General features: G+C 70.4%; 18 protein-coding genes. 13 read left to right on the top strand and 5 right to left on the bottom strand.

Annotated features, from left to right (window positions below):
* Positions 1-144: 144 nt before the first annotated feature.
* Genes BLR49_RS11205 through BLR49_RS11215 form a run of 3 tightly spaced genes read left to right on the top strand, consistent with a single transcriptional unit; the run spans position 145 to position 2,630 of the window.
* The gene (locus tag BLR49_RS11205; RefSeq protein ID WP_092537639.1) at positions 145-753 is read left to right on the top strand and encodes a TM2 domain-containing protein; all 609 of its coding nucleotides are present in this window, start codon (positions 145-147) and stop codon (positions 751-753) included.
* Positions 754-813: 60 nt separating this feature from the next.
* The gene (gene dcd / locus BLR49_RS11210) at positions 814-1,446 is read left to right on the top strand and encodes a dCTP deaminase (RefSeq protein ID WP_092537641.1); all 633 of its coding nucleotides are present in this window, start codon (positions 814-816) and stop codon (positions 1,444-1,446) included.
* The gene (locus BLR49_RS11215; RefSeq protein WP_245690634.1) at positions 1,443-2,630 is read left to right on the top strand and encodes a hypothetical protein; all 1,188 of its coding nucleotides are present in this window, start codon (positions 1,443-1,445) and stop codon (positions 2,628-2,630) included. Before dcd ends, BLR49_RS11215 begins: the two co-directional genes overlap by 4 nt.
* Before the next feature lie 28 nt (positions 2,631-2,658).
* Here the strand turns inward: BLR49_RS11215 and BLR49_RS11220 are convergent, their stop codons facing one another.
* The 4 genes from BLR49_RS11220 to BLR49_RS11240 all read right to left on the bottom strand — a co-directional run bounded on the left by BLR49_RS11220 (position 2,659) and on the right by BLR49_RS11240 (position 7,700).
* Entirely contained in the window at positions 2,659-3,255 is a 597-nt protein-coding gene (locus BLR49_RS11220) for a hypothetical protein (RefSeq protein WP_092537643.1), read from the bottom strand.
* A gap of 414 nt (positions 3,256-3,669) precedes the next feature.
* Positions 3,670-4,320 carry a hypothetical protein gene (locus tag BLR49_RS11230; RefSeq protein ID WP_245690636.1) on the bottom strand — a complete coding sequence of 217 codons (651 nt, stop codon included), beginning with the start codon at positions 4,318-4,320 and terminating at the stop codon, positions 3,670-3,672.
* A gap of 53 nt (positions 4,321-4,373) precedes the next feature.
* On the bottom strand, positions 4,374-6,770 hold the full coding sequence (locus BLR49_RS11235) for a Tox-REase-5 domain-containing protein (protein ID WP_092537647.1): 2,397 nt from the start codon (positions 6,768-6,770) through the stop codon (positions 4,374-4,376).
* 180 nt (positions 6,771-6,950) lie between these two features.
* Entirely contained in the window at positions 6,951-7,700 is a 750-nt protein-coding gene (locus tag BLR49_RS11240; RefSeq protein WP_092537649.1) for a 3'-5' exonuclease, read from the bottom strand.
* A 60-nt stretch (positions 7,701-7,760) separates the two neighbouring features.
* Here BLR49_RS11240 and BLR49_RS11245 point away from each other — a divergent pair, with 60 nt between their 5' ends.
* Both BLR49_RS11245 and BLR49_RS11250 read left to right on the top strand, forming a co-directional pair.
* Positions 7,761-8,597, top strand: a complete 837-nt coding sequence (locus BLR49_RS11245; protein ID WP_092537651.1) for a nitroreductase family protein — start codon at positions 7,761-7,763, stop codon at positions 8,595-8,597.
* 10 nt (positions 8,598-8,607) lie between these two features.
* Complete coding sequence (locus BLR49_RS11250; protein ID WP_245690638.1) at positions 8,608-9,429, top strand: serine hydrolase domain-containing protein; 822 nt, start codon at positions 8,608-8,610, stop codon at positions 9,427-9,429.
* Between the two features lie 60 nt (positions 9,430-9,489).
* Here BLR49_RS11250 and BLR49_RS11255 read toward each other — a convergent pair whose 3' ends face one another.
* Positions 9,490-10,296, bottom strand: a complete 807-nt coding sequence (locus BLR49_RS11255) for an exodeoxyribonuclease III (protein WP_092537655.1) — start codon at positions 10,294-10,296, stop codon at positions 9,490-9,492.
* A 110-nt stretch (positions 10,297-10,406) separates the two neighbouring features.
* On the opposite strand from BLR49_RS11255, the gene BLR49_RS11260 reads away from it, so the two are divergent.
* The 8 genes from BLR49_RS11260 to BLR49_RS11295 all read left to right on the top strand — a co-directional run bounded on the left by BLR49_RS11260 (position 10,407) and on the right by BLR49_RS11295 (position 18,232).
* Positions 10,407-11,282 (top strand): SDR family NAD(P)-dependent oxidoreductase, encoded by an 876-nt coding sequence (locus BLR49_RS11260; RefSeq protein WP_092537657.1) that lies wholly within the window; start codon positions 10,407-10,409, stop codon positions 11,280-11,282.
* A 119-nt stretch (positions 11,283-11,401) separates the two neighbouring features.
* A complete protein-coding gene (nrfH, locus tag BLR49_RS11265; RefSeq protein WP_092537659.1) occupies positions 11,402-11,899 on the top strand; it encodes a cytochrome c nitrite reductase small subunit in 498 nt (165 codons plus the stop codon).
* Positions 11,900-11,905: 6 nt separating this feature from the next.
* The gene (locus BLR49_RS11270) at positions 11,906-13,441 is read left to right on the top strand and encodes an ammonia-forming cytochrome c nitrite reductase subunit c552 (protein ID WP_245690639.1); all 1,536 of its coding nucleotides are present in this window, start codon (positions 11,906-11,908) and stop codon (positions 13,439-13,441) included.
* 17 nt (positions 13,442-13,458) lie between these two features.
* Entirely contained in the window at positions 13,459-14,358 is a 900-nt protein-coding gene (locus tag BLR49_RS11275; RefSeq protein ID WP_092537661.1) for a tetratricopeptide repeat protein, read from the top strand.
* A 4-nt stretch (positions 14,359-14,362) separates the two neighbouring features.
* Positions 14,363-15,055: a cytochrome c biogenesis CcdA family protein gene (locus BLR49_RS11280; RefSeq protein WP_092537678.1), complete on the top strand. Its 693-nt coding sequence runs from the start codon at positions 14,363-14,365 to the stop codon at positions 15,053-15,055.
* A 13-nt stretch (positions 15,056-15,068) separates the two neighbouring features.
* Positions 15,069-16,613 carry a cytochrome c biogenesis ResB family protein gene (locus BLR49_RS11285; RefSeq protein ID WP_245690640.1) on the top strand — a complete coding sequence of 515 codons (1,545 nt, stop codon included), beginning with the start codon at positions 15,069-15,071 and terminating at the stop codon, positions 16,611-16,613.
* Complete coding sequence (gene ccsB, locus BLR49_RS11290; RefSeq protein ID WP_092537663.1) at positions 16,606-17,529, top strand: c-type cytochrome biogenesis protein CcsB; 924 nt, start codon at positions 16,606-16,608, stop codon at positions 17,527-17,529. Before BLR49_RS11285 ends, ccsB begins: the two co-directional genes overlap by 8 nt.
* Positions 17,522-18,232 carry a TlpA family protein disulfide reductase gene (locus tag BLR49_RS11295; protein ID WP_092537665.1) on the top strand — a complete coding sequence of 237 codons (711 nt, stop codon included), beginning with the start codon at positions 17,522-17,524 and terminating at the stop codon, positions 18,230-18,232. Before ccsB ends, BLR49_RS11295 begins: the two co-directional genes overlap by 8 nt.
* Positions 18,233-18,357 lie beyond the last annotated feature (125 nt).

The following is an 18,357-nucleotide window of genomic DNA, read 5'->3' on the forward strand; positions in this document are numbered from 1 at the left end:
CTGGCCCGATCCGCGCTGGCGACAAGGGGAAGCCGACGCGCGGTGATCGGAACACCTCCGGTAAGCGTGAGATTACTCGCGCATGGGGAGACCAACCCATGAAACGGTCTGCGCGCCTGTGCGCAAATCTGCCAGCATGACCCCATGACTACCTCGCCCTTCAGCGCGCCCGAACCGCAGAACGCCGACGGCTCCTACGGGGCGGGCGCCCAGGCAGGCGCCTATGGCGCCGACTACCCGCAGGGCTACCAGGGGAGCGCAACCTCACCCGGTGCCACCGCGGCCAACCCCTATCAGCAGCTCGACACCTACCAGGGGGCGCAGGCCTACGCGGATGGCGCCTACCCGCCGGGGTACGAGCAGGCGCAGCAGGCCGGCTATCAGCAGCAGGGCTACCAGGACGGCGGCTACCAGCAGGCCTATCAGGATCCCGCCTACCAGTCCGGCTACCAGCAGCCCGGTTACCAGGCGCCCGCCGCGGTCTACGGTCAGCCCTACGCCGTTTACAACCAGAAGTCGAAGGTCGCCGCGGGCCTGCTGGGGATTTTCCTGGGTTCGCTCGGCGTCCACAACTTCTACCTCGGCCACACCGGCAAGGCGGTGGCCCAGCTCCTCATCACGCTGCTGTCACTCGGGTTTCTGGCGTTCGTTTCGGCGATCTGGGGCCTGGTCGAGGGCATCATCATCCTCACCGCCACTCCCGGCGCCCAGCCGTGGGGCGTTGATGCCAGGGGCGTGCCGCTGAGCAACTGAGGCGGCCGCGCCGCCCCAACCCGGGTGCCGTGACGTCGGCAACCTGGCACAATCGGGTCCGTGCTGCTTTCCGACCGTGACATCCGCGCAGAACTCGAATCCGGTCACGTCGGCCTCGAGCCCTATGACCCGGAGATGATCCAGCCCGCCTCCATCGACGTGCGCCTGGATCGTTGGTTCCGCCTGTTCGACAACCACCGCTACCCGGTCATCGACCCCGCCGTCGAGCAGGACCGGCTCACCCACCTGGTCGACGTCGGCCCCGACGAGCCGCTGGTCCTGCATCCCGGCGAGTTCGTGCTCGGCTCCTCCTACGAGCGCGTCACCCTCCCCGACGACATCGCCGCCCGCCTGGAGGGCAAGTCCAGTCTCGGCCGCCTGGGCCTGCTCACCCACTCCACCGCCGGCTTCATCGACCCCGGCTTCTCCGGGCACGTCACCCTGGAGCTGTCGAACACGGCCACCATGCCCATCAAGCTCTGGCCCGGTATGAAGGTCGGCCAGCTGTGCTTCTTCCGGCTGTCCTCTCCCGCCGCCGCCCCCTACGGGCAGGGCGCCACCGGCTCGCGCTACCAGGGCCAGCGCGGCCCCACGGCCTCCCGCTCCCACCTGTCCTTCCACCGCATCCGCATTACCGACCCCGGTCCGCTCGCCGACGTCGCCTCCCCCGCCCCCGAAGGACCCGGCGCATGAGCGAGCCGCAGGGCACTACTCCGATGCGGTCTCCGGGGCAGGCCCCACCCGCCTCCGCCCTTCCGGACTTCTTCACCGCCGGCGCCGACCTGGCCGCCACCCTGCCCAACACCGCCCTGTCCACCGTCGGCTCCTTCCCGGTCGGTCGCGCCGACACCCAGCACCTGCTGCTGCTCGCCGACGACGTCACCGTCGATGAGGTCGAGGCCCTCGCCCTGTCCCAGGATGAGAACGCCGGCTGGGTTGGCGCCTCCCGGTTGCAGGTGGCCCCCGGTGCCGAGCTGCAGGGGCCTTGGGATGTCGACGCCGAGCTGCGCCGGGTTCTGCAGCTGCCGGACTGGACCGCCCAGGCCATGATCCTGGACTGTCCACCGCAGCGATCCGGTGCCCTGCCAACGGCATTGTCCGGAATCGATCCGCTCACCGACGCCTTCCCGCTGGCTCAGCCCGCCGACACCGAGCTGCTCGCCCTCACTCGTCTGCGTGCCATCGCCCGCCGCCTGGCCGGAGCACTGCGGCTGGCCGGGGATCCGAGCGAGCCCGGCGGCCGCACCGTCCCGGTGCTGGTGACTCCCGACCCCGAGCAGTCCACCACCCTCACCGTCTACTCGCCCGTGTGGATCGTGCCCGACGGCGTCGTCGCTCTGACTGAGCCCGTTGCGGCGGGCGCCCGGCTGCGTCTTCAGGCCGAGCCGGTGCCCGGCCCGACCGGCCTGGCCGCCATCCCGCGCGAGGAGCTGGTAAGGCTCTCCGAGACCATTGGGGACGATGTACTCGACGCCGCCTGGCGCGCCGCCGAGCGTCGTCGCCGTGAGCAGCAGGATGAGGAGGCGCGCGCCCGCGCCGCGGGCACCCAGGTGGAGGAGTTGCGCGACGGGTACGGCGTCGTCGCCGACGTGGACTCCTCTCACCCCGACTGGGGCGGGATTGAGATCCGCGTCCAGGCGGCGGAGGAGGTGCCGCTGGTCGTGCGTGGCGAGGCGTGGTCGCGAGGCGGAGTCATTACCTACCAGGTCGTGTGGACGCCCCTGGACCCGGCCGACGCCCACCGTGAGGAACTGCCCGACGGCGTCCGGCAGGCGCGCTCCGCCGCCCGGACCCTCATCGAGGACGTCGCTGCCGCCCTCCTGGCGGCCGCCGGGGGAGTGGCGGTGGACGACGACGGCTTCCTGGTCGGGTTGTAGGTTTATCCGTTCTATTCGGTCGTCCCGGTCATTGCTCGCGGGGCCATTGGTTGAGGATTTGGGTGTAGGTGTCGGGGGTGCCGTAGGTGAGGATGGCGCCCTCGGCCACGGGCACGGCCTTGGTGGCCAGGGCGTGGGCCTGGGCCCAGTGGGGTGAGTCGCGGTGGAAGAACATCTTCCAGCCGGGGCCGAAATCGTACGGCTCGGGGTCGGGGTTGAGAGGGGCGCCGTCTCGTTGTAGTGCGCCGATGGTGGGGTTGATTATGCGGGCTGCGGTGTGCATGAGCCAGTCGGCGAAGTCCTCGTCGGTGTCAATTCGTGCCCCGAGTGCGTGGCCTGTGTGCAGGCTTATGAAGTGGGTGTCGGGGCGGCCCAGGCCCAGCTGGATGCCTAGGCTGCTGCCGTCGGCGTCGATGTCGCCACTGAAGAACGATCTAATAACGCCGGGGAGTTCCGGATCGGCGCTGGTGTAGACGGCCTGGCGGAGCTGGTCGAGGGTGTCGATGTTGGGGTTGGCCTCGGCCTGCGCCTTGGTGCGGGCGGTTTCCCGCCACCGGTGGAAGGTGGGGTCGTAGGGCTTGATCGCCTGCATGAACTCCCACGCCCTGGCAATCGACTCATCCATGTGCCGGTCCAAACCCGGACGGTACGTCCTGAACACAAGTTCCCATTTCATGGCGTCTGTCCTTTCCCGTCAACTTGAATTCGCGCTGGTTAGTAGTAGTTGGGTGGGGTGAAGAACAGCTTAATTTCCGACGGGAAATATCCGCGGTCCTGGAGGGTAAATAGCCGTTCGTATAGTTCTTGTTCGGCTATGTGCCAGTGTATGGGTGTGCTGGTGCCGGTGGCACGCACGGCCGTGACCTGCTCCCACGCCTGTTGTCGCATGTCGGGGATGATGTGCTCGCCCCAGGGGTGGTTCATGAGGTTGGCCAGGCCCTAGCCCTTGGCCTCAATGAGTACGCCTGTCGGCGACGGCGACGGTCCGGCCCTGAGGGCCCGGGGGGTTGTGGTCGGGTGCGGAGTCAGGCTGTGCTGCTTATGCGTTGTTGCGGGGCCATTGGTTGAGGACTTGGGTGTAGGTGTCTGGGGTGCCGTAGGTGAGGATGGCGCCCTCGGCCACGGGCACGGCCTTGGTGGCTAGGGCGTGGGCCTGGGCCCAGTGGGGTGAGTCGCGGTGGAAGAACATCTTCCAACCGGGTCCGAAGTCGTATGGCTCGGGGTCGGGGTTGAGAGGATCGCCTTGGCGGCGTAGTGCGCCGATGGTGGGGTTGACAATGCGGGCGGCGGTGAGCATGAGCCAGTCGGCGAAGTCCTCATCGGCGTCAATACGCGCCCCGAGCGCGGGCCCGGTCTCTAGTCTTATGGAGTGGGTGTCGGGGTACACCAGGCCCAGCAGGATGTATAGATTGCTGCCTCCGGTACCGATATCGCCGCTGAACAGCATAAGCTGGGCGCCAGGCAGTTCCGGGTCGACGCTGCTGTAGACGGCCTGGCGGAGCTGGTCGAGGGTCTCGATATTGGGGTTGGCCTCGGCCTGGGCCTTGGTGCGGGCGGTTTCCCGCCACCGGAAGAAGGTGGGGTCGTAGGGCCTGATCGCCTGCATAAACTCCCACGCCCTGGCAATCGACTCATCCATGCGCCGGTCAAGGCCCGGGCGCTGAGTCTTGAATGAAAGGTGCCATTTCATGGTGTCTTTCCTTTCCTGCTGGCTGCGGCTGCCGGATTAGTGTTGGTTAGTGGTTAGTAGTAGTTGGGTGGGGTGAGGAACAGCTTGATGGTGGTGGGGAAGTATCCGTCTTTCTGGAGGTCTAGGAGTCGTTGGTAGAATTCTTGTTCGGCGATGTGCCAGTGTATGGGGGTGTTGGTGCCGGTGGCGCGCACCGCCGCCACCTGCTCTCTGGCCTGTTTAACTGCGTCGGGGATGACGTGTTTGCCCCATTCTTGGTTCATGAGGTTGGCCAGGCCCTCGCCCTTGGCCTCGAGGAGCACGCCGTCCTTGAAGCCGTCGAACTCCTTGCCGCCCACGAAGTAGGAGTCTTGCACGCGTACGCCGGTGATCTGCTCCTCGTAGGTGGCCGAGCGCCAGGAGGGGCTGTTGTTCCTGCCCTTGCCCCAGGTGCCCACCCCGCCCTCACTGGACCCGCGCACGGGCTTGCGCACGCCGGGGTAGTGCTTGCCGGCGCGGGGATCGAACATGCCGGGCTTCACCGCGCCGGTCTCGTCGGCCAGGTGTGCGCGCACGGCCCGGTTGCGTTGCTTGGCGTGCTGCCGCCAGGCGGGCCGGTTGCTGCGCCACAGCCAGTACTCGTAGCGGGCCTCGCGGGCGGTCTGCCGGGAGGCCCAGCGGGCGCCGCGGGCGGCCTGGCCGCCCATGCCGCTGGCCGCGCCGCCGCCAACAAAGGTCAGCCCCGCCAGCGCCAGGTCCATGACGATCTCGGCGGGGGTGTGGGTGGACAGGTAGCGGCGCGTGGTGCCGGACGGGTCCCGCACCAGATCCGCGGCCCCGTGGGCGGCCGCGAACACGGTGGAAAGCCCCATGCCGACCTCGAAGGCCAGGCCCAAGGTTCCGCCGGTGAATATCACGATCGCCCCGGCCAGCGCCAGCACCATGGCCTTCTGGCCCAGGCTGAGCCCCTCCCACCAGGTTCCCAGCGCGTGAAGGATCCCGGCCAGCCACCACGACAAGCCCGAGCCGCTCAGCTGCTCCTGCAGCGCTCCGGCCAGCACCGGAGTGAGGGGCAGCAGGCCGACGGCCGCCGCCAGGGCGCCCGCGCCCGCCAACCGCCAGGCCCACCAGCGCTGCGGCACGGCGTCCAGCACCGCGCGCGCCGCCTCTTCCCGGCCCACGCGCAGCCTCGCGGGCGCAACCGCCAACAAACTTGGTTGGCGGGTGTCGGCGGCCTCAAGCAGCGTGAGGTAGGCCCACCGCCACTCAATCCCCGCGGTGGCCACCAGGTCGATCAGCACCGCCCGCAGCGGCCGCCAACGGTCGTAGGGCAGCGCCCTGATCCGCCGCTCCCGCCACAGCCCCAACCGGCCACCACCGTCGCTGCCCTCAATCGACAGCGTGTAACCACCCTCCCACAGCGTGCGCACATCCAACAGCCACGCCACACCCAACAAGGCCAGCAGCACCCAGCCGCGCCCGTGACCGCCCAGCGTCAAAGCAGAAGTGGCCCCCACCGGCCACCACGGCGCCTGGTCCCCGGTCTGCGACCAGGCACCGTACTGACTGGCGTTGCGGCCGGCGTGATCCACCATCGCCACCCACAGCGCCCACAACGGCGCCAGCGCGCACACCGCCCGCGCCGCCACCCGCACCCAGCCGGACAGGCCCCCGCACCGGCGCCACACCGCCACCGCCAGCCCCGCCGTCGCGGCCACCATCCCGGTCACGATCCCGTGCCCCGCGAAGGCCAGATACTCCCCCGCCTGCCCCGAGAACGGACTCAGGGAGTACATGGCCGCACCCAGGCACTCCAGATCACTGACACCCTGGTAGGAGCACGTCAACAAATCCAGCGCACCGAACAGCCCCGGCTGCGTCTCCAGGATGACGACCCGCCGCGCCATCTCCTCCACCACCTCAAACCCCGCGCCACAGGCCACCCCCAGCACCAGCCAGTCGCTCGCCAGCAGCCGCCGCGCCCGCCCCGGAGCCGCCACTGCCAGCACCGCCAGCGGCACCAGCTTGCCCACCTCCTCCACCAGCGGGGCCACCACCACCGAAGCGGCCGTAGAGCTCACGGACACCTCGGCCAGCCCCGAGATCCACGCACTCGCCGCCGCGATGACCCCCGCCCACGGCATCGCCGCCGCCAGCACCCCCGACACCAGCATCCAGGACACCGTCTTCGCCCGCGCCAGGGCGAACCAGCACACCACCAGCCACACACAGCCCACCCAGGCCCCCAAGGCCGCCCTCAGCACCGGCGATACCACCAGCGTGACCAGCACCACCACCAGCGCCACCCACGAGCACACCGCCCGGAACCGCAACAACCGCCCGAACCAGCGGGTGCCGCTCACCCGATCCCGCAGCACCTCCCACCACTCCGCACGCCCCTCAGGCAACGGAGCGGACGCCGGACCGGCCTGCCAAGCACCACCAGCGGAGTGCGCGGAGGAAGCGACCATCAGGGAACCCTTCTGCTAGGAGGATGACACGCGGCCGCAGTAAATCACAGTATTAAATCGTTTGCACTACGAACAGGCGTGAACAACCGTGCGGCATCACAATGAGGTCCCGGACCTCCGGGGCAAACCGCTATGACCCCGGCGAGGCGGTAGTCATCGGGACCACGGCCCCTCTCACTGTTAACGCCTATTGCGCAGCACGCCGTCGCCACGGCGCGGCACCAGACGGGACTCCTGCGCGCGGGCGGCCGGCTCACTCCAGCGCCAGCCGTTGAAGGCCACTGCCTCCGCCAGCGCCCGAGACCACGCCACCGGCTCCTCGCCGCGCTCCCGGCCCACCGCCAGGTAGTGGCGCAGCAGCCCCGCGCTGGCCAGGGCGTCGTCGAGCGCCGTGTGATGCCGTCCGATCGCCACCCCGGCGGTCTCGCAGCAGGTGACCAGCCGCCGCGAAGGCGTGGTCATGAAGTGCCGCGCCAGCTCCATGGTGCACACGCGCGGCACCCGCGCCCCGCGCTCCAGGCGGTCCAGGCCGCCCAGCGCCTGGGTGAGGAAGCCGACGTCGAAGCGCGCGTTGTGGGCGACCACCGCCCGCCCCGCCAGATCCCGGGCCAGCAGGTCGGCGACGTCGGACAGTGCCGGCGCCCCCACCAGGTCCTCGGCCACCAGCCCGTGAATATGGGTGGGGCCCACGTCGACACCGACCCCCGGGTTGACCAGAGTCGACCAGCTCCGCTCCACAGCCCCATCCGGACCGGCCTGCACCAGCCCTATCTCAATGATCGAGTCGGCCGCCGGAGACAGCCCAGTGGTCTCCAGGTCGACGACGGCGTAGCCCACCTCAGAGACGTCCGCTGCGTCCAGGGCGTCCGAGACCGGACGGGGCTGAAGCGTCTGGCGCAGCGGCCGACGCGGGCGGTGATAGAAGGGCATCGCCTCCATCGTATGCGCTCGTCGTATCGCTGCGGACGGCGCACGACTAGAGTCCTGGGCATGACGACCGCATCCAACCACCAGCCCGCCGAAGCGCTCGCAGCCGCCCCCACCGACGCCCTGACCACGCCCGCCACGACCTCGGTCACCAACGCCACCATCGCCACCCAGATGGCCCACCGCACCATCCGCGCCTACACCTCCGAACCGGTGGACGAGGACACCGTGTCCGCCCTGCTCGACGTCGCCCGCCACGCCGCCACCTCCTCCTTCCAGCAGCAGGTCACCGTTATCCGGGTCAAGGACCCCGCCGTGCGCGAGCAGCTCCACCTCGCCTCCGGCCAGCCCTACGTGGGCGGTGACCGTGGCGAACTGTTCGTATTCGTGGTCGACCTGCACCGCAACGCCGTCATCCGCGAGCGCGCCGGCGCCTCCCTGGAGCCGCTCGAGCGCACCGCCCTGTTCCTCCAGGGTGTCGAGGACGCCGTCATCGCCGCCCAGAACATGGTGGTCGCGGCCGAGTCCCTGGGATTGGGAACCGTCTACCTCGGCTCCATCATCGGCGACGTCCGCCGCGTCATCACCGCGCTGGGCCTGCCCAAGCGCACCTACCCGATCCTCGGCCTGCTGGTGGGCCACGCCGCTCAGGCGCCCCAGTACAAGCCGCGCCTGCCCCGCGAGATCGTCACCGCCGTCGACGCCTACCCCGACCTCGACGCCCACGCCGACGCCCTGGCCGCCTATGACGCCGAGGTCGAGCAGTACTACGACCTGCGCGACACCAACAACCGCGTGGACTCCTTCACCACCCAGATCGCCCGCGCGCTCGGCGGTGGGCCGGCCTCGCAGGCCCCCGTCCTCGAGGTCCTGCACGAGCAGCTCCTCTGCCTGCACTGAGGGAGCCGCAGTGCTGACGAGGTTCGACTTTCCGGTCGCGCTTATCGCCAGTGAGTTGGTAGGCGATGCCGCAGACGCCCGTCCGCGCTTCCGCACCCTCGCCGAGGTGGGCGACATCAACGCCGTCTTTCCCCTCGCCTCGCTGACCAAGCCGCTCGTCGCCTGGAGCGCCCTGGTCGCCGTGGACCGCCATCTGTTGGACCTCGACGCCCCCGCCGCGCCCGAGCTGCCCGGTGCCACCATCCGCGACCTGCTCGCCCACGCCTCCGGCGTCGCCCCCGACGCCACCGCCGCGCTGTCCGCCCCACGCCGTCGTCGCATCTACTCCAACCGCGGCTTCGAACTGCTCGGGCAGCGGCTCCAGGAGGCCACCGCCACCCCGCTCGAGGAGTGGGTCGAGGCGGCCGTCCTCGAACCCCTCGGCCTGGCCAGCATCTCCGTCCCCGGCTCGCCCGCCCACTCCGGTACGGGCAGCGCCGCAGACCTGTCCGCCTTCGCCCGGGAGCTGGCAGCGCCGACGCTGGTCTCGCCCGCTCTCGCCGCCGCTGCGCGGCGCCCCGTCCACCCCGGACTGGCCGGCGTCCTGCCCGGATACGGGCGCCAGAACCCCAACGACTTCGGCCTGGGCCTGGAGATCCGCGGCGCCAAGCACCCGCACTGGACGGCCGCCGCCAACAGCCCCGAGACCTACGGGCACTTCGGTCAGTCCGGGTCCTTCATCTGGGTGGACCCGGTCGCCCGCCGCCAGGCCGTCTTCCTGGGCGGGCGCCCCTTCGGCACCGTGCACCGGGAGAACTGGCCCGTGCTCAGCGCCCAAGTGCTCGCCCTGTGAACTGGCCGAGCGGTGAGGCGTGGGTCCGCGGACGACCACTGCGCCTCCTGCGGCCCCCGTTCAGTCGAGGTCGACGACGACCGGCACGTGGTCGCTGGGCCCCTTGCCCTTGCGCTCGTCCCGGTCGATGGCGGCGTCGCGCACCCGGGCGGCGAAGGCCGCCGAGCCGTAGACGAAGTCGATGCGCATGCCCTCATTGCGCGGGAAGCGCAGCTGCTGGTAGTCCCAGTAGGTGTAGTTGGTGACGCGCTCGCGCGTCACCTCCTGCAGGCCGACCGCCTCCAGCGCGGCCAGCGCCTCCCGCTCCGGGGCGGACACGTGCGTGGCGCCCTCGAAGACGCTCATGTCCCACACGTCCTCGTCCCGCGGCGCCACATTCCAGTCCCCGACCAGCGCCAGAGACTGCCGCGGATCCGCCGCCAGCCAGCCGGATACGGCGTCGCGCAGCGCCGCCAGCCAGTCCAGCTTGTACCGGTAGTGCGGGTGGGACAGCTCCCGACCGTTGGGCACGTACAGGCTCCACAGCCGCACCGGGTCGCCGTCGGCGCCCCCGACGGTGGCCCCCAGCGCCCGCGCCTCCACGACCGGCTGGGCCCCCTCCTTCGCCGCCCAGCCGGGCTGCCCGGGGAAGGAGGCGGCGACATCGTCGAGCCCGACTCGGGAGGCGATGGCCACGCCGTTCCACTGGTTCAGCCCGTGCACGGCCAGCTCGTAGCCCGCCGCCTCGAAGGGGGCGCGCGGGAACTGGTCCGGGCGGCACTTGGTCTCCTGCATGGCCAGCACGTCTACGTCCCGGCGCTCGAGGAAGTCGATGATCCGGTCGACTCGGGTGCGGGCGGAGTTCACGTTCCAGGTGGCCAGACGCATGCGTGCAGGCTACCGCGGCCGTGCCCACTCGGGCCCGTTCGGGCCCCGCGTCATACGTTCGTCTCGCACTCGTGCGCGGTCCCGGGGCTCAGGCGATTAGGCTCGCCCGTATGGGAACCGCACTCGTCACCGGCGCCACCAGCGGAATCGGCCTGGAGCTGGCCTGGCAGCTCGCCGAGGCCCACCACGACCTCGTGCTCGTCGCCCGCACCCGCGAGCGGCTGGAGCGCGTAGCCACCCAGATCAGCCAATTCGCCGGCGTCGGCGTGCAGGTGATCGCCGCCGACCTGTCCATTCCCGACGACGTCGCCCGCGTCGCCGACCGGCTGCGCGTCGGGAGTCCCGCGCCCGGCGTCCCGGTGGATGTGGCCGGCGCGGAAGGCCCCGCTGACACGAACGGTGACGCCGCCCGGGCCGACGCCCCGCACACGGCCGCGCAGGTGGCCGCCCGGCCCATCGACCTGCTGGTCAACAACGCCGGCTTCGCCGTCGGCCAGCCCTTCGCCACCGGGGACATCGCCCAGGAGCGGCGCGCCCTGAACGTCATGGTCGGGGCCGTCCTGGAACTCACCCACGCCGCGGTGCCGGGGATGGTCGCCCGCGGGCACGGCGCGATTCTCAACGTCTCCTCCGTGACCGCACTGACCGCCATGGGCACCTACGCGGCGCACAAGGCGTGGGTGCGCACCTTCACCGAGGGCCTGGCCAGCGAGCTGCGGGGCACCGGCGTGACGGCCACCGTCCTCAACCCCGGCCTGACGCGCTCGGAGTTCCACGACCGCGCCGGCATGGACGCCGATTGGCCGGACATGGCCTGGCTGCGGGCCGAGGACGTCGCCCGGGCCGCGCTCGCGGCGGTGCGCCGCGGCCAGGTCATCTGTACCCCGTCGCTGCGCTACCTCGGCGTCAACGCGCTGCTGCGGATCGCGCCCCGTGGGGTGGTGCGCCGTGTTGCCGGGCATGCGAGCGTGCGCACCCGATACTGACGCTTAGTCCTGACTTTCCTGACGCTGTGTGATATCCTTCATAAAGTCAGGAAGCCCTGCGTCAGTCCGTGTCCCCAACGGACGGGGCGTGACATTCCCGGAGCGTGAGGGGGTGCCGCGTGGTACGTCTGTTCAAGGCGCTGTGGCGCGGCTACACGCGCCTGTTCACCGGGTGGACGCGGATCGCGCTGGCGGCGCTGCTGGGCGTGGTCCTGGGGGTCGGCGGCTTCACCGTGTACTACTCGGGGGTGACCGGCTACCTCGGTGACGATCCGGCCACCTGCGCCAACTGCCACGCGATGGATGAGCAGTACGAGGCCTGGCAGCGGGGCAGCCACCACGATGTGGCCACCTGCAACTCCTGCCACGCCCCGCACGACAACATCGTCTACAAGTACATCAACAAGGCGGACAACGGCTTCTGGCACTCGCTGAAGTTCACCTTCCAGAACTACCCGGAGAACATCCAGATCCGCGAGCACAACCGCGAGATCACCGAGGCCGCCTGCCTGTACTGCCACGGCGACTTCGTCGACCAGGCCACCAACAGTTCCACCCACAAGGACGAGACGGTGTCGTGCATCCGCTGCCACGACGGCGTCGGGCATATGAGGTGATGCGACATGAGCACCGAGAGGGAAGATGCTGCCATGGAGGACCCCCGGGTGGATGCCCCGGAGCCTGACGAGGACGTCGATGACGCCGGTGGGGCGGATGACGCCGCGCAGGAGGCCGACTCGGGCCGGTCCCGCAAGTGGGTGCCCGCCCTGGTGCTGGTGACCGTGGCCGTGGCCGCGGGCGCGCTGACCTGGCTGTTGACCAATATCTTCGAGCACAAGCAGGAGTCGGCGACGTCCTTCACCGAGGTGGTGGAGCTGACCGACACCTCCTACGACCCGGCCGTGTGGGGGCAGAACTTCCCCATCCAGTACGAGCAGTACCTCAAGACCATCGAGGACACCGACGGCGACTTCATCGCCGTCACCCCCACGGCCGAGGACCCCCGCGAGTACCACACCATCTCCCGGATCGAGTCCGAGACCAGGGCGCAGCGGATGTGGCGCGGCTACGCCTTCGCGGTGGACTACACCGAGCCGCGCGGGCACGAGTGGGCGCTGGTGGACCAGCGCTACACCGAGCGCACCAGTGAGCGCTTCAACCAGCCCGGCACCTGCCTTAACTGCCACGCCTCCATGCCCGAGGTCTACGACGAGCTGGGCGACGGCGACCGTGAGGCCGGCTTCCATGCCATGAACGCCATGAGCTACGACGAGGCCTACGAGCACACTTCCTCCTCCATCGCCTGCATCGACTGCCACGACCCGCAGACCATGGAGCTGACCATCACCCGGCCGGCCTTCATCGACGGCATCCGCGAGGCAAAAGCTGCCGAGGGCATCAAGGACTACGACGTCAACCGCGACGCCACCAACCAGGAGATGCGCACGTATGTGTGCGCCCAGTGCCACGTGGAGTACTACTTCGCCGGCGACTCCAAGACCCTGACCTTCCCCTGGGACAAGGGCCTGACCGTCTACGACGCCATGGACTACTACGACGAGATCGGCTGGACCGACTTCACCCACGAGGAGTCCGGGGCCGAGCTGCTCAAGGCGCAGCACCCCGACTTCGAGACCTGGTCGCAGGGCATCCACGCGGCCAACGGGGTCACCTGCGCCGACTGCCACATGTCCTACAACCGCGTGGGGGCCGCCAAGGTCTCCAACCACCAGATCATGAGTCCGATGGCCAATGAGGAGACCATCAACTCCTCCTGCCTGACCTGCCACCACTCCACCGCCGAGGAGATGCGCGAGCGCGTGGACGGCATTCAGACCCGCTGGCAGTCCTCGCTGAACGTCTCCTTCACCGCCCTGGACGCACTGATCACCGACATCACCGAGGCGGACGCGGACGGCAGCGCCTCGGCGGAGGACCTGGCCAAGGCCCGCGACTACCAGCGCAAGGCGCAGTTCGTGATCGACTACTCCTTCTCCGAGAACGGCCGCGGCTTCCACGCCCCCGCCTACTCGATCTCCATCCTCAACCAGGCCACCGACTGGGCCCGCTCCGGGCAGCTGGCGCTGCGCGGCGTCGACGTCGAGAACGGGATCGGCCCGGCCATTCCCGAGCAGCACCTGCCGGATGCAGGCAACTGACGGGGCGCGGGAACGGTATGCGTGAAGCGCAGGGGAGCGAAGGACGGCGAGAACCGGGAGCCGACGGGGAAGTGGACCGGGAGGCGCTGGCCGCCTTCCTCGCCACCGCCCCGGAGGGGCTGCAGGACTGGGCCGCCGCCCAGCTGGCCCGATTCGACGCCGAGGGCACGGGAGAACCGGAGGACGCCGCCGACGTCGAGGACCTGCTCGCCGACGACGATGTCGAGGACGCCCTCGCACCGTCCTCCGCGGATACTGCGCTCCGGCGGGGGCGCCCCTCGGCGCTGGAGCGGCGCACCGGGGTGTCCCGAATGAACCTGGTGCTGGTGGCGCTGCTGGCCGCGGCGGTGGTCATCATCGTCCAGCAGGTGGGGCGGGGCGACACCGCCGCTGATGCGGCCCTGCCCTCGGGCCACCCCTCGGTTGCCGCCACCGCCGACGCGAGCGCCGTCGCCGCCATGGACGAGGCCGAGCCGGTGGACGCCGAGCGGGAGGCGGAGCTCCAGGCGCAGGCCGAGGCCGACCCCGCGAACTTCGAGGCCCGCCAGGAGCTGGGCGTCATGTACCTCAAGGCGGCCCTGTACCAGGACTCCATCACCTGGCTGCAGCAGATCCTCGACGCCGACCCCGACAACCTCGACGCGCTGCTGACCATCGGCGTGGCCGAGTACCAGTCCAACCAGTACGAGGCGGCCGAGACGCACTGGCTGCGCGCCGCCGAGATCGACCCGGACGTGGCCGAGCCCTGGTACAACCTCGGCTTCCTGTACCTGGCGCGCACGCCGCCGGACTCCGAGCGGGCCACCCAGTGCTGGGAGAAGGTGCTCCAGCTGGCCCCCGACTCGGAGATGGCGGCAACCGTACGCGGACACGTGGGCACGATGGGCTCCGCCACGGCGACGCCGAGTGCGGGGTGAGCGGATGGAGCCAACCCTCCCGGTCGCCCTGCTGGCGGGACTCGTCTCCTTCGCCTCGCCCTGCTTCCTGCCGATCGTGCCCGCCTTCGTCGGGCAGCTGGTGGGCGTTGACGCGGGCCGGGTGCACCGGCGCGCCGCCCTGGCGAACTCGGTGAGCTTCGTGCTCGGCTTCTCCGTGGTGTTCATCGCCCTGTGGGCCTCGCTCGGGCTGCTCGGACGCTCGCTGGGACCCTATGCGGTACACGCGCGCATGGTGGGCGGAGCGGTGCTGGTGCTCATGGGACTGCATGTGGCGGGCATCCTGACGCTGCGCCCCTTCGACACGCTGGTGCGAGCCACCGGCCCCGCCGACGCCGCCGGCTCTCCACTGCGCGCAGCCCTGATGGGAGTCGCCTTCGGGGCGGGCTGGACTCCGTGCATCGGCCCGATCCTCGGCGGCATCCTCGCGCTGGCGACGGCGAGCCCGACGGCGTGGTCCGGCATCGCCCTCATGGCCGCCTACTGCCTGGGCCTGGGTATCCCGATCGTTGCCGTCGCCCTGGGCTCGGCGCAGGTGACGCGGAGGTTCGACTGGTTCCGCCGCCACCACGTGGGCGTCTCGCTCGTCAGCGGGGGCGTGCTCGTGGTCATCGGGCTGCTCATGATCGCCGGGCTGCTGGGAAGACTGTCCGCCCTGATACCCGCACTGGGGCTTTAAGGAGGCACCCGAGGTGAAACAGACCGACGCCAAGCCCACGCGCACGGCCGCCGCCGACTCGGCAGGGCCGGCACAGCCGTCCGCCGCGAGGGCGGCGGGAATGCCCCCTGCGGCGCGCGGCTCCGGGGCGGTGGACGGCCTGGACGATCAGGCCGCGCTGTCACCGGGCCAGGTGGCCGGGCACATCTACGCCTTCCTCTACAACAAGTCCGTCGGCCTGGTGCTGATCCTGCTGGCCGGCCTGCTGGGTCTGATGGGCGCGATCTTCCCCCAGATGCCGGCCTCCACCAGGGCGGACGCCCAGGCCGCCGAGCAGTGGCTGGAGCAGGTGCGGCCGGTCTTCGGCGGCTGGACCGGCGTCCTGCGCGGGCTCGGCGTGTTCAACATGTTCACCTCGGTGCCCTTCCTGGTGGTGATGGGGCTGCTGGCGGCCTCCATCCTCGCCTGCACGGCACACCGTCTGCCGGTGATCTGGCGGGCCTCCCGCCACCCGCGCACCCGGGTGACCGCCCGCTTCTTCGGCCGGGCGCGGCTGCGCTCCCACTTCACCGCGCCGGTGAGCGCCGAGGATGCCTTCGAGGCCGTGTGCGCCGACGCCCGTCGGCACCGCCTGCGCGTGATCGTCGACGAGCGCGGACCCGGGCGCAACGCCTACCTCGACCGCAACCACTGGGCCCCCTTCGGCACGGTCTTCGCGCATCTCGCCTTCGTGGTGGTCATGGCCGGATTCGTGGCCTCCTCCCTGACCGGCTTCCGCGACCAGCAGTTCACCCTGACCGTGGGCTACCCCAAGGACGTCGGCCACGGCACCGCCCTGAGCGTGCAGGCCAACAGCTTCCAGGACACCTACTACGAGGACGGCTCGCCCAAGGACTACGTCGCCGACCTGACGCTGCTGGACGACGGCGAGCAGGTGGCCTCCCAGGAGGTGCGGGTCAACACCCCGCTGAGCTACCACGGCGTCATGTTCCACCAGTCCTACTTCGGGGTCGCCGCCGTCATGCGCGTGGCCGACGCCTCCAGGGCGGAGCTGCTCCACGACGGCGTCGCCCTGGAGTGGAGCACGTCGGACAAGATCTTCAACTACGGCCACACCACCCTGCCCGACGGCACGGTCCTGTACGTGGTGGAGGCGGCCTCCGGGCAGGTCGGCACCGGTATCGAGCCCGGCCAGGTGCGCGTCGAGCTGTACGAGGGCGAGGCCACCACGCCCAGTGCGGAGGCCGTCCTGGATCAGGGCACGCCCAGCGCGGTGGGCGACTACACCCTCACCTTCGAGCGGGAGCAGCAGTTCACCGGGATGATCGTGCGCCGCGACCCCGGCGCCCCGATCGTGTGGGTCGGCTTCGGGCTGCTGGCGATCGGCGTGTGCATGACCATGTTCTTCCCGCACCGGCGCATCTGGGTGCGGGTGACCGACACCGACGACGGCGCCCTGGTGCAGCTGGCCTCGCCCGACCGCCGCGACTTCGGATTCAGCGCATTCTTCACCGACATGGCCGTCCGCCTGAGCGGACGAATGACGCAGCACGCGGAAAGGACCGACGCCGATGCTTGAGTACTCCCAGGCCCTACTGCTGATCACCACCGCCCTGGTGGTGATCTCCACCGTCGCCTACCTGGGCGCCTTCTTCGCCGCCCGCATGTCGCGGGCCGCGGCCACGGCGCCGACCGGGGCCGCGGGCGGCACCGTAGTCGTCGACACCGGCGCCGGCGAGCGCACCGTGGAGGTGACCGGTGGCGTCCACCGGGCCCCGCTCAAGCGCTTCACCGTCACCTGGTGGGCCGCCAAGTCCACCCAGCTGGGACTGCTGCTGCTGACCGGCTCACTGATCGCCCGGACCATCGCCACCGGGCACGCCCCCTTCTCCAACCACTACGAGTTCGCCATCTGCTTCGCCTGGGGCATGATGCTGGCGCAGGTGCTGTTCGAGTGGCGCTACCGGGTGCGCACCGTGTCGATCATCGTGCTGCCGGTGATCCTGGCGATGCTCATCTACGCCTCCACCCTGTCCTACCAGCCCAGCCCGCTGATGCCGGCCCTGCAGAACTCCCCGCTGCTGACCCTGCACGTGTTCACCGCGTCCCTGGGCTACGGGGCCGCGGTGGTCTCCTTCGCCGCCGCGGTCATGTACCTGCTCGCCCCACACGTGCGCTGGCGGGGCTGGCCCCGGCAGGAGGTGCTCGATGACCTGGCCTACCGGGCCACCGTGGTCACCTTCCCCATGCTGACCCTGATGCTGATCCTGGGGGCGCTGTGGGGGAACGTCGCCTGGGGGCGCTACTGGGGCTGGGACCCCAAGGAGACCGCGGCCCTGGTCACCTGGCTGATCTACGGCGCCTACCTGCACGCGCGCGTGACGCGCGGCTGGCGCGGCAACCGCGCCGCCTGGCTGCTGATCCTGGGCTTCGCCGCCGTCCTGTTCACCTACCTGGGCAACCTGTTCTTCGGAGGACTGCACTCCTATGCGTGATGACCTGCCGGAGGAGAACTCCGCCGACGTAGACGACCTGCTCGACGCCGTCGAGCCCGACGCTGCCGAGCCCGCATCCCGGGGCGATGCCCCCGACGAGCCCGCCTGGCGCGCCGGCATTCGCGGCTCGCGCTTCGGGCAGGTGGCCGTGGTGCTGGTGGCCGCCTTCGCCATTGCCATCGCCGCCTGGTGGGCGGTGGGGCCCGATGACTCCGGGCCCGCCCAGGCCGAGACCGCCGTGGTCACCGAGGTCGACGTCGCGGGGGCGGCCAGTGCCCCGGTGGCGGGGCAGACGGCGCCGGCCTTCACCGGTGCCGGCCTCGATTCCCAGGAGGTGGTGCTGGACCCGCAGTCCATGGAGGGGCGGCCGGTGTGGCTGATGTTCGTGGCCACCTGGTGCACCGGCTGCCGCACCGAGATGCCGGACGTGCAGGCGGCGGCCGCCGAGAACGGGGACGACGTCGAGGTGATCGTGGTTTACGTGGGGGAGGACGCCGGCACGGTGCGCGCCTACTCCGAGCGCGTGGGCAACGAGTTCACGCAGGTTTCCGACCGCAGCCAGGCGATCTCCGCCGCCTACGGGATCATGGGCGTGCCCTCGCACTTCTTCATCGGCGCCGACGGCGTGGTGCAGCAGGTGCACGTGGGCCTGCTCACCCCCGAGCAGATGTCCGAGTCGCTCCAGGCCCTCACCGGCAGCTGACCAGACGGCCCGCCTCGCCTCACCCCTCTCGCCCAGATCGGTAGCTATAACCGCCGAGATCGGTAGAAGTCACGTGCCCAGATCGGTCGTTGTGGTGGCTGGCCCCTGTTTGTTCTTGTGGTAGT

Origin of the sequence: Actinomyces ruminicola, assembly GCF_900103885.1 — a bacterium.
Classification (GTDB): Bacteria; Actinomycetota; Actinomycetes; order Actinomycetales; family Actinomycetaceae; genus Actinomyces; species Actinomyces ruminicola.

What these genes read in the sequence shown, in the direction of transcription:
- BLR49_RS11280 (WP_092537678.1), top strand. Translation starts at nt 14,363, where the DNA reads ATGGAGCCAACCCTCCCGGTCGCCCTGCTGGCGGGACTCGTCTCCTTC.
- ccsB (WP_092537663.1), top strand. Translation starts at nt 16,606, where the DNA reads ATGCTTGAGTACTCCCAGGCCCTACTGCTGATCACCACCGCCCTGGTG.
- BLR49_RS11245 (WP_092537651.1), top strand. Translation starts at nt 7,761, where the DNA reads ATGACGACCGCATCCAACCACCAGCCCGCCGAAGCGCTCGCAGCCGCC.
- BLR49_RS11205 (WP_092537639.1), top strand. Translation starts at nt 145, where the DNA reads ATGACTACCTCGCCCTTCAGCGCGCCCGAACCGCAGAACGCCGACGGC.
- BLR49_RS11220 (WP_092537643.1), bottom strand. Translation starts at nt 3,255, where the DNA reads ATGGATGAGTCGATTGCCAGGGCGTGGGAGTTCATGCAGGCGATCAAG.
- BLR49_RS11230 (WP_245690636.1), bottom strand. Translation starts at nt 4,320, where the DNA reads ATGAAATGGCACCTTTCATTCAAGACTCAGCGCCCGGGCCTTGACCGG.
- BLR49_RS11215 (WP_245690634.1), top strand. Translation starts at nt 1,443, where the DNA reads ATGAGCGAGCCGCAGGGCACTACTCCGATGCGGTCTCCGGGGCAGGCC.
- BLR49_RS11295 (WP_092537665.1), top strand. Translation starts at nt 17,522, where the DNA reads ATGCGTGATGACCTGCCGGAGGAGAACTCCGCCGACGTAGACGACCTG.
- BLR49_RS11255 (WP_092537655.1), bottom strand. Translation starts at nt 10,296, where the DNA reads ATGCGTCTGGCCACCTGGAACGTGAACTCCGCCCGCACCCGAGTCGAC.
- BLR49_RS11235 (WP_092537647.1), bottom strand. Translation starts at nt 6,770, where the DNA reads ATGGTCGCTTCCTCCGCGCACTCCGCTGGTGGTGCTTGGCAGGCCGGT.
- BLR49_RS11270 (WP_245690639.1), top strand. Translation starts at nt 11,906, where the DNA reads ATGAGCACCGAGAGGGAAGATGCTGCCATGGAGGACCCCCGGGTGGAT.
- BLR49_RS11260 (WP_092537657.1), top strand. Translation starts at nt 10,407, where the DNA reads ATGGGAACCGCACTCGTCACCGGCGCCACCAGCGGAATCGGCCTGGAG.
- BLR49_RS11240 (WP_092537649.1), bottom strand. Translation starts at nt 7,700, where the DNA reads ATGCCCTTCTATCACCGCCCGCGTCGGCCGCTGCGCCAGACGCTTCAG.
- BLR49_RS11275 (WP_092537661.1), top strand. Translation starts at nt 13,459, where the DNA reads ATGCGTGAAGCGCAGGGGAGCGAAGGACGGCGAGAACCGGGAGCCGAC.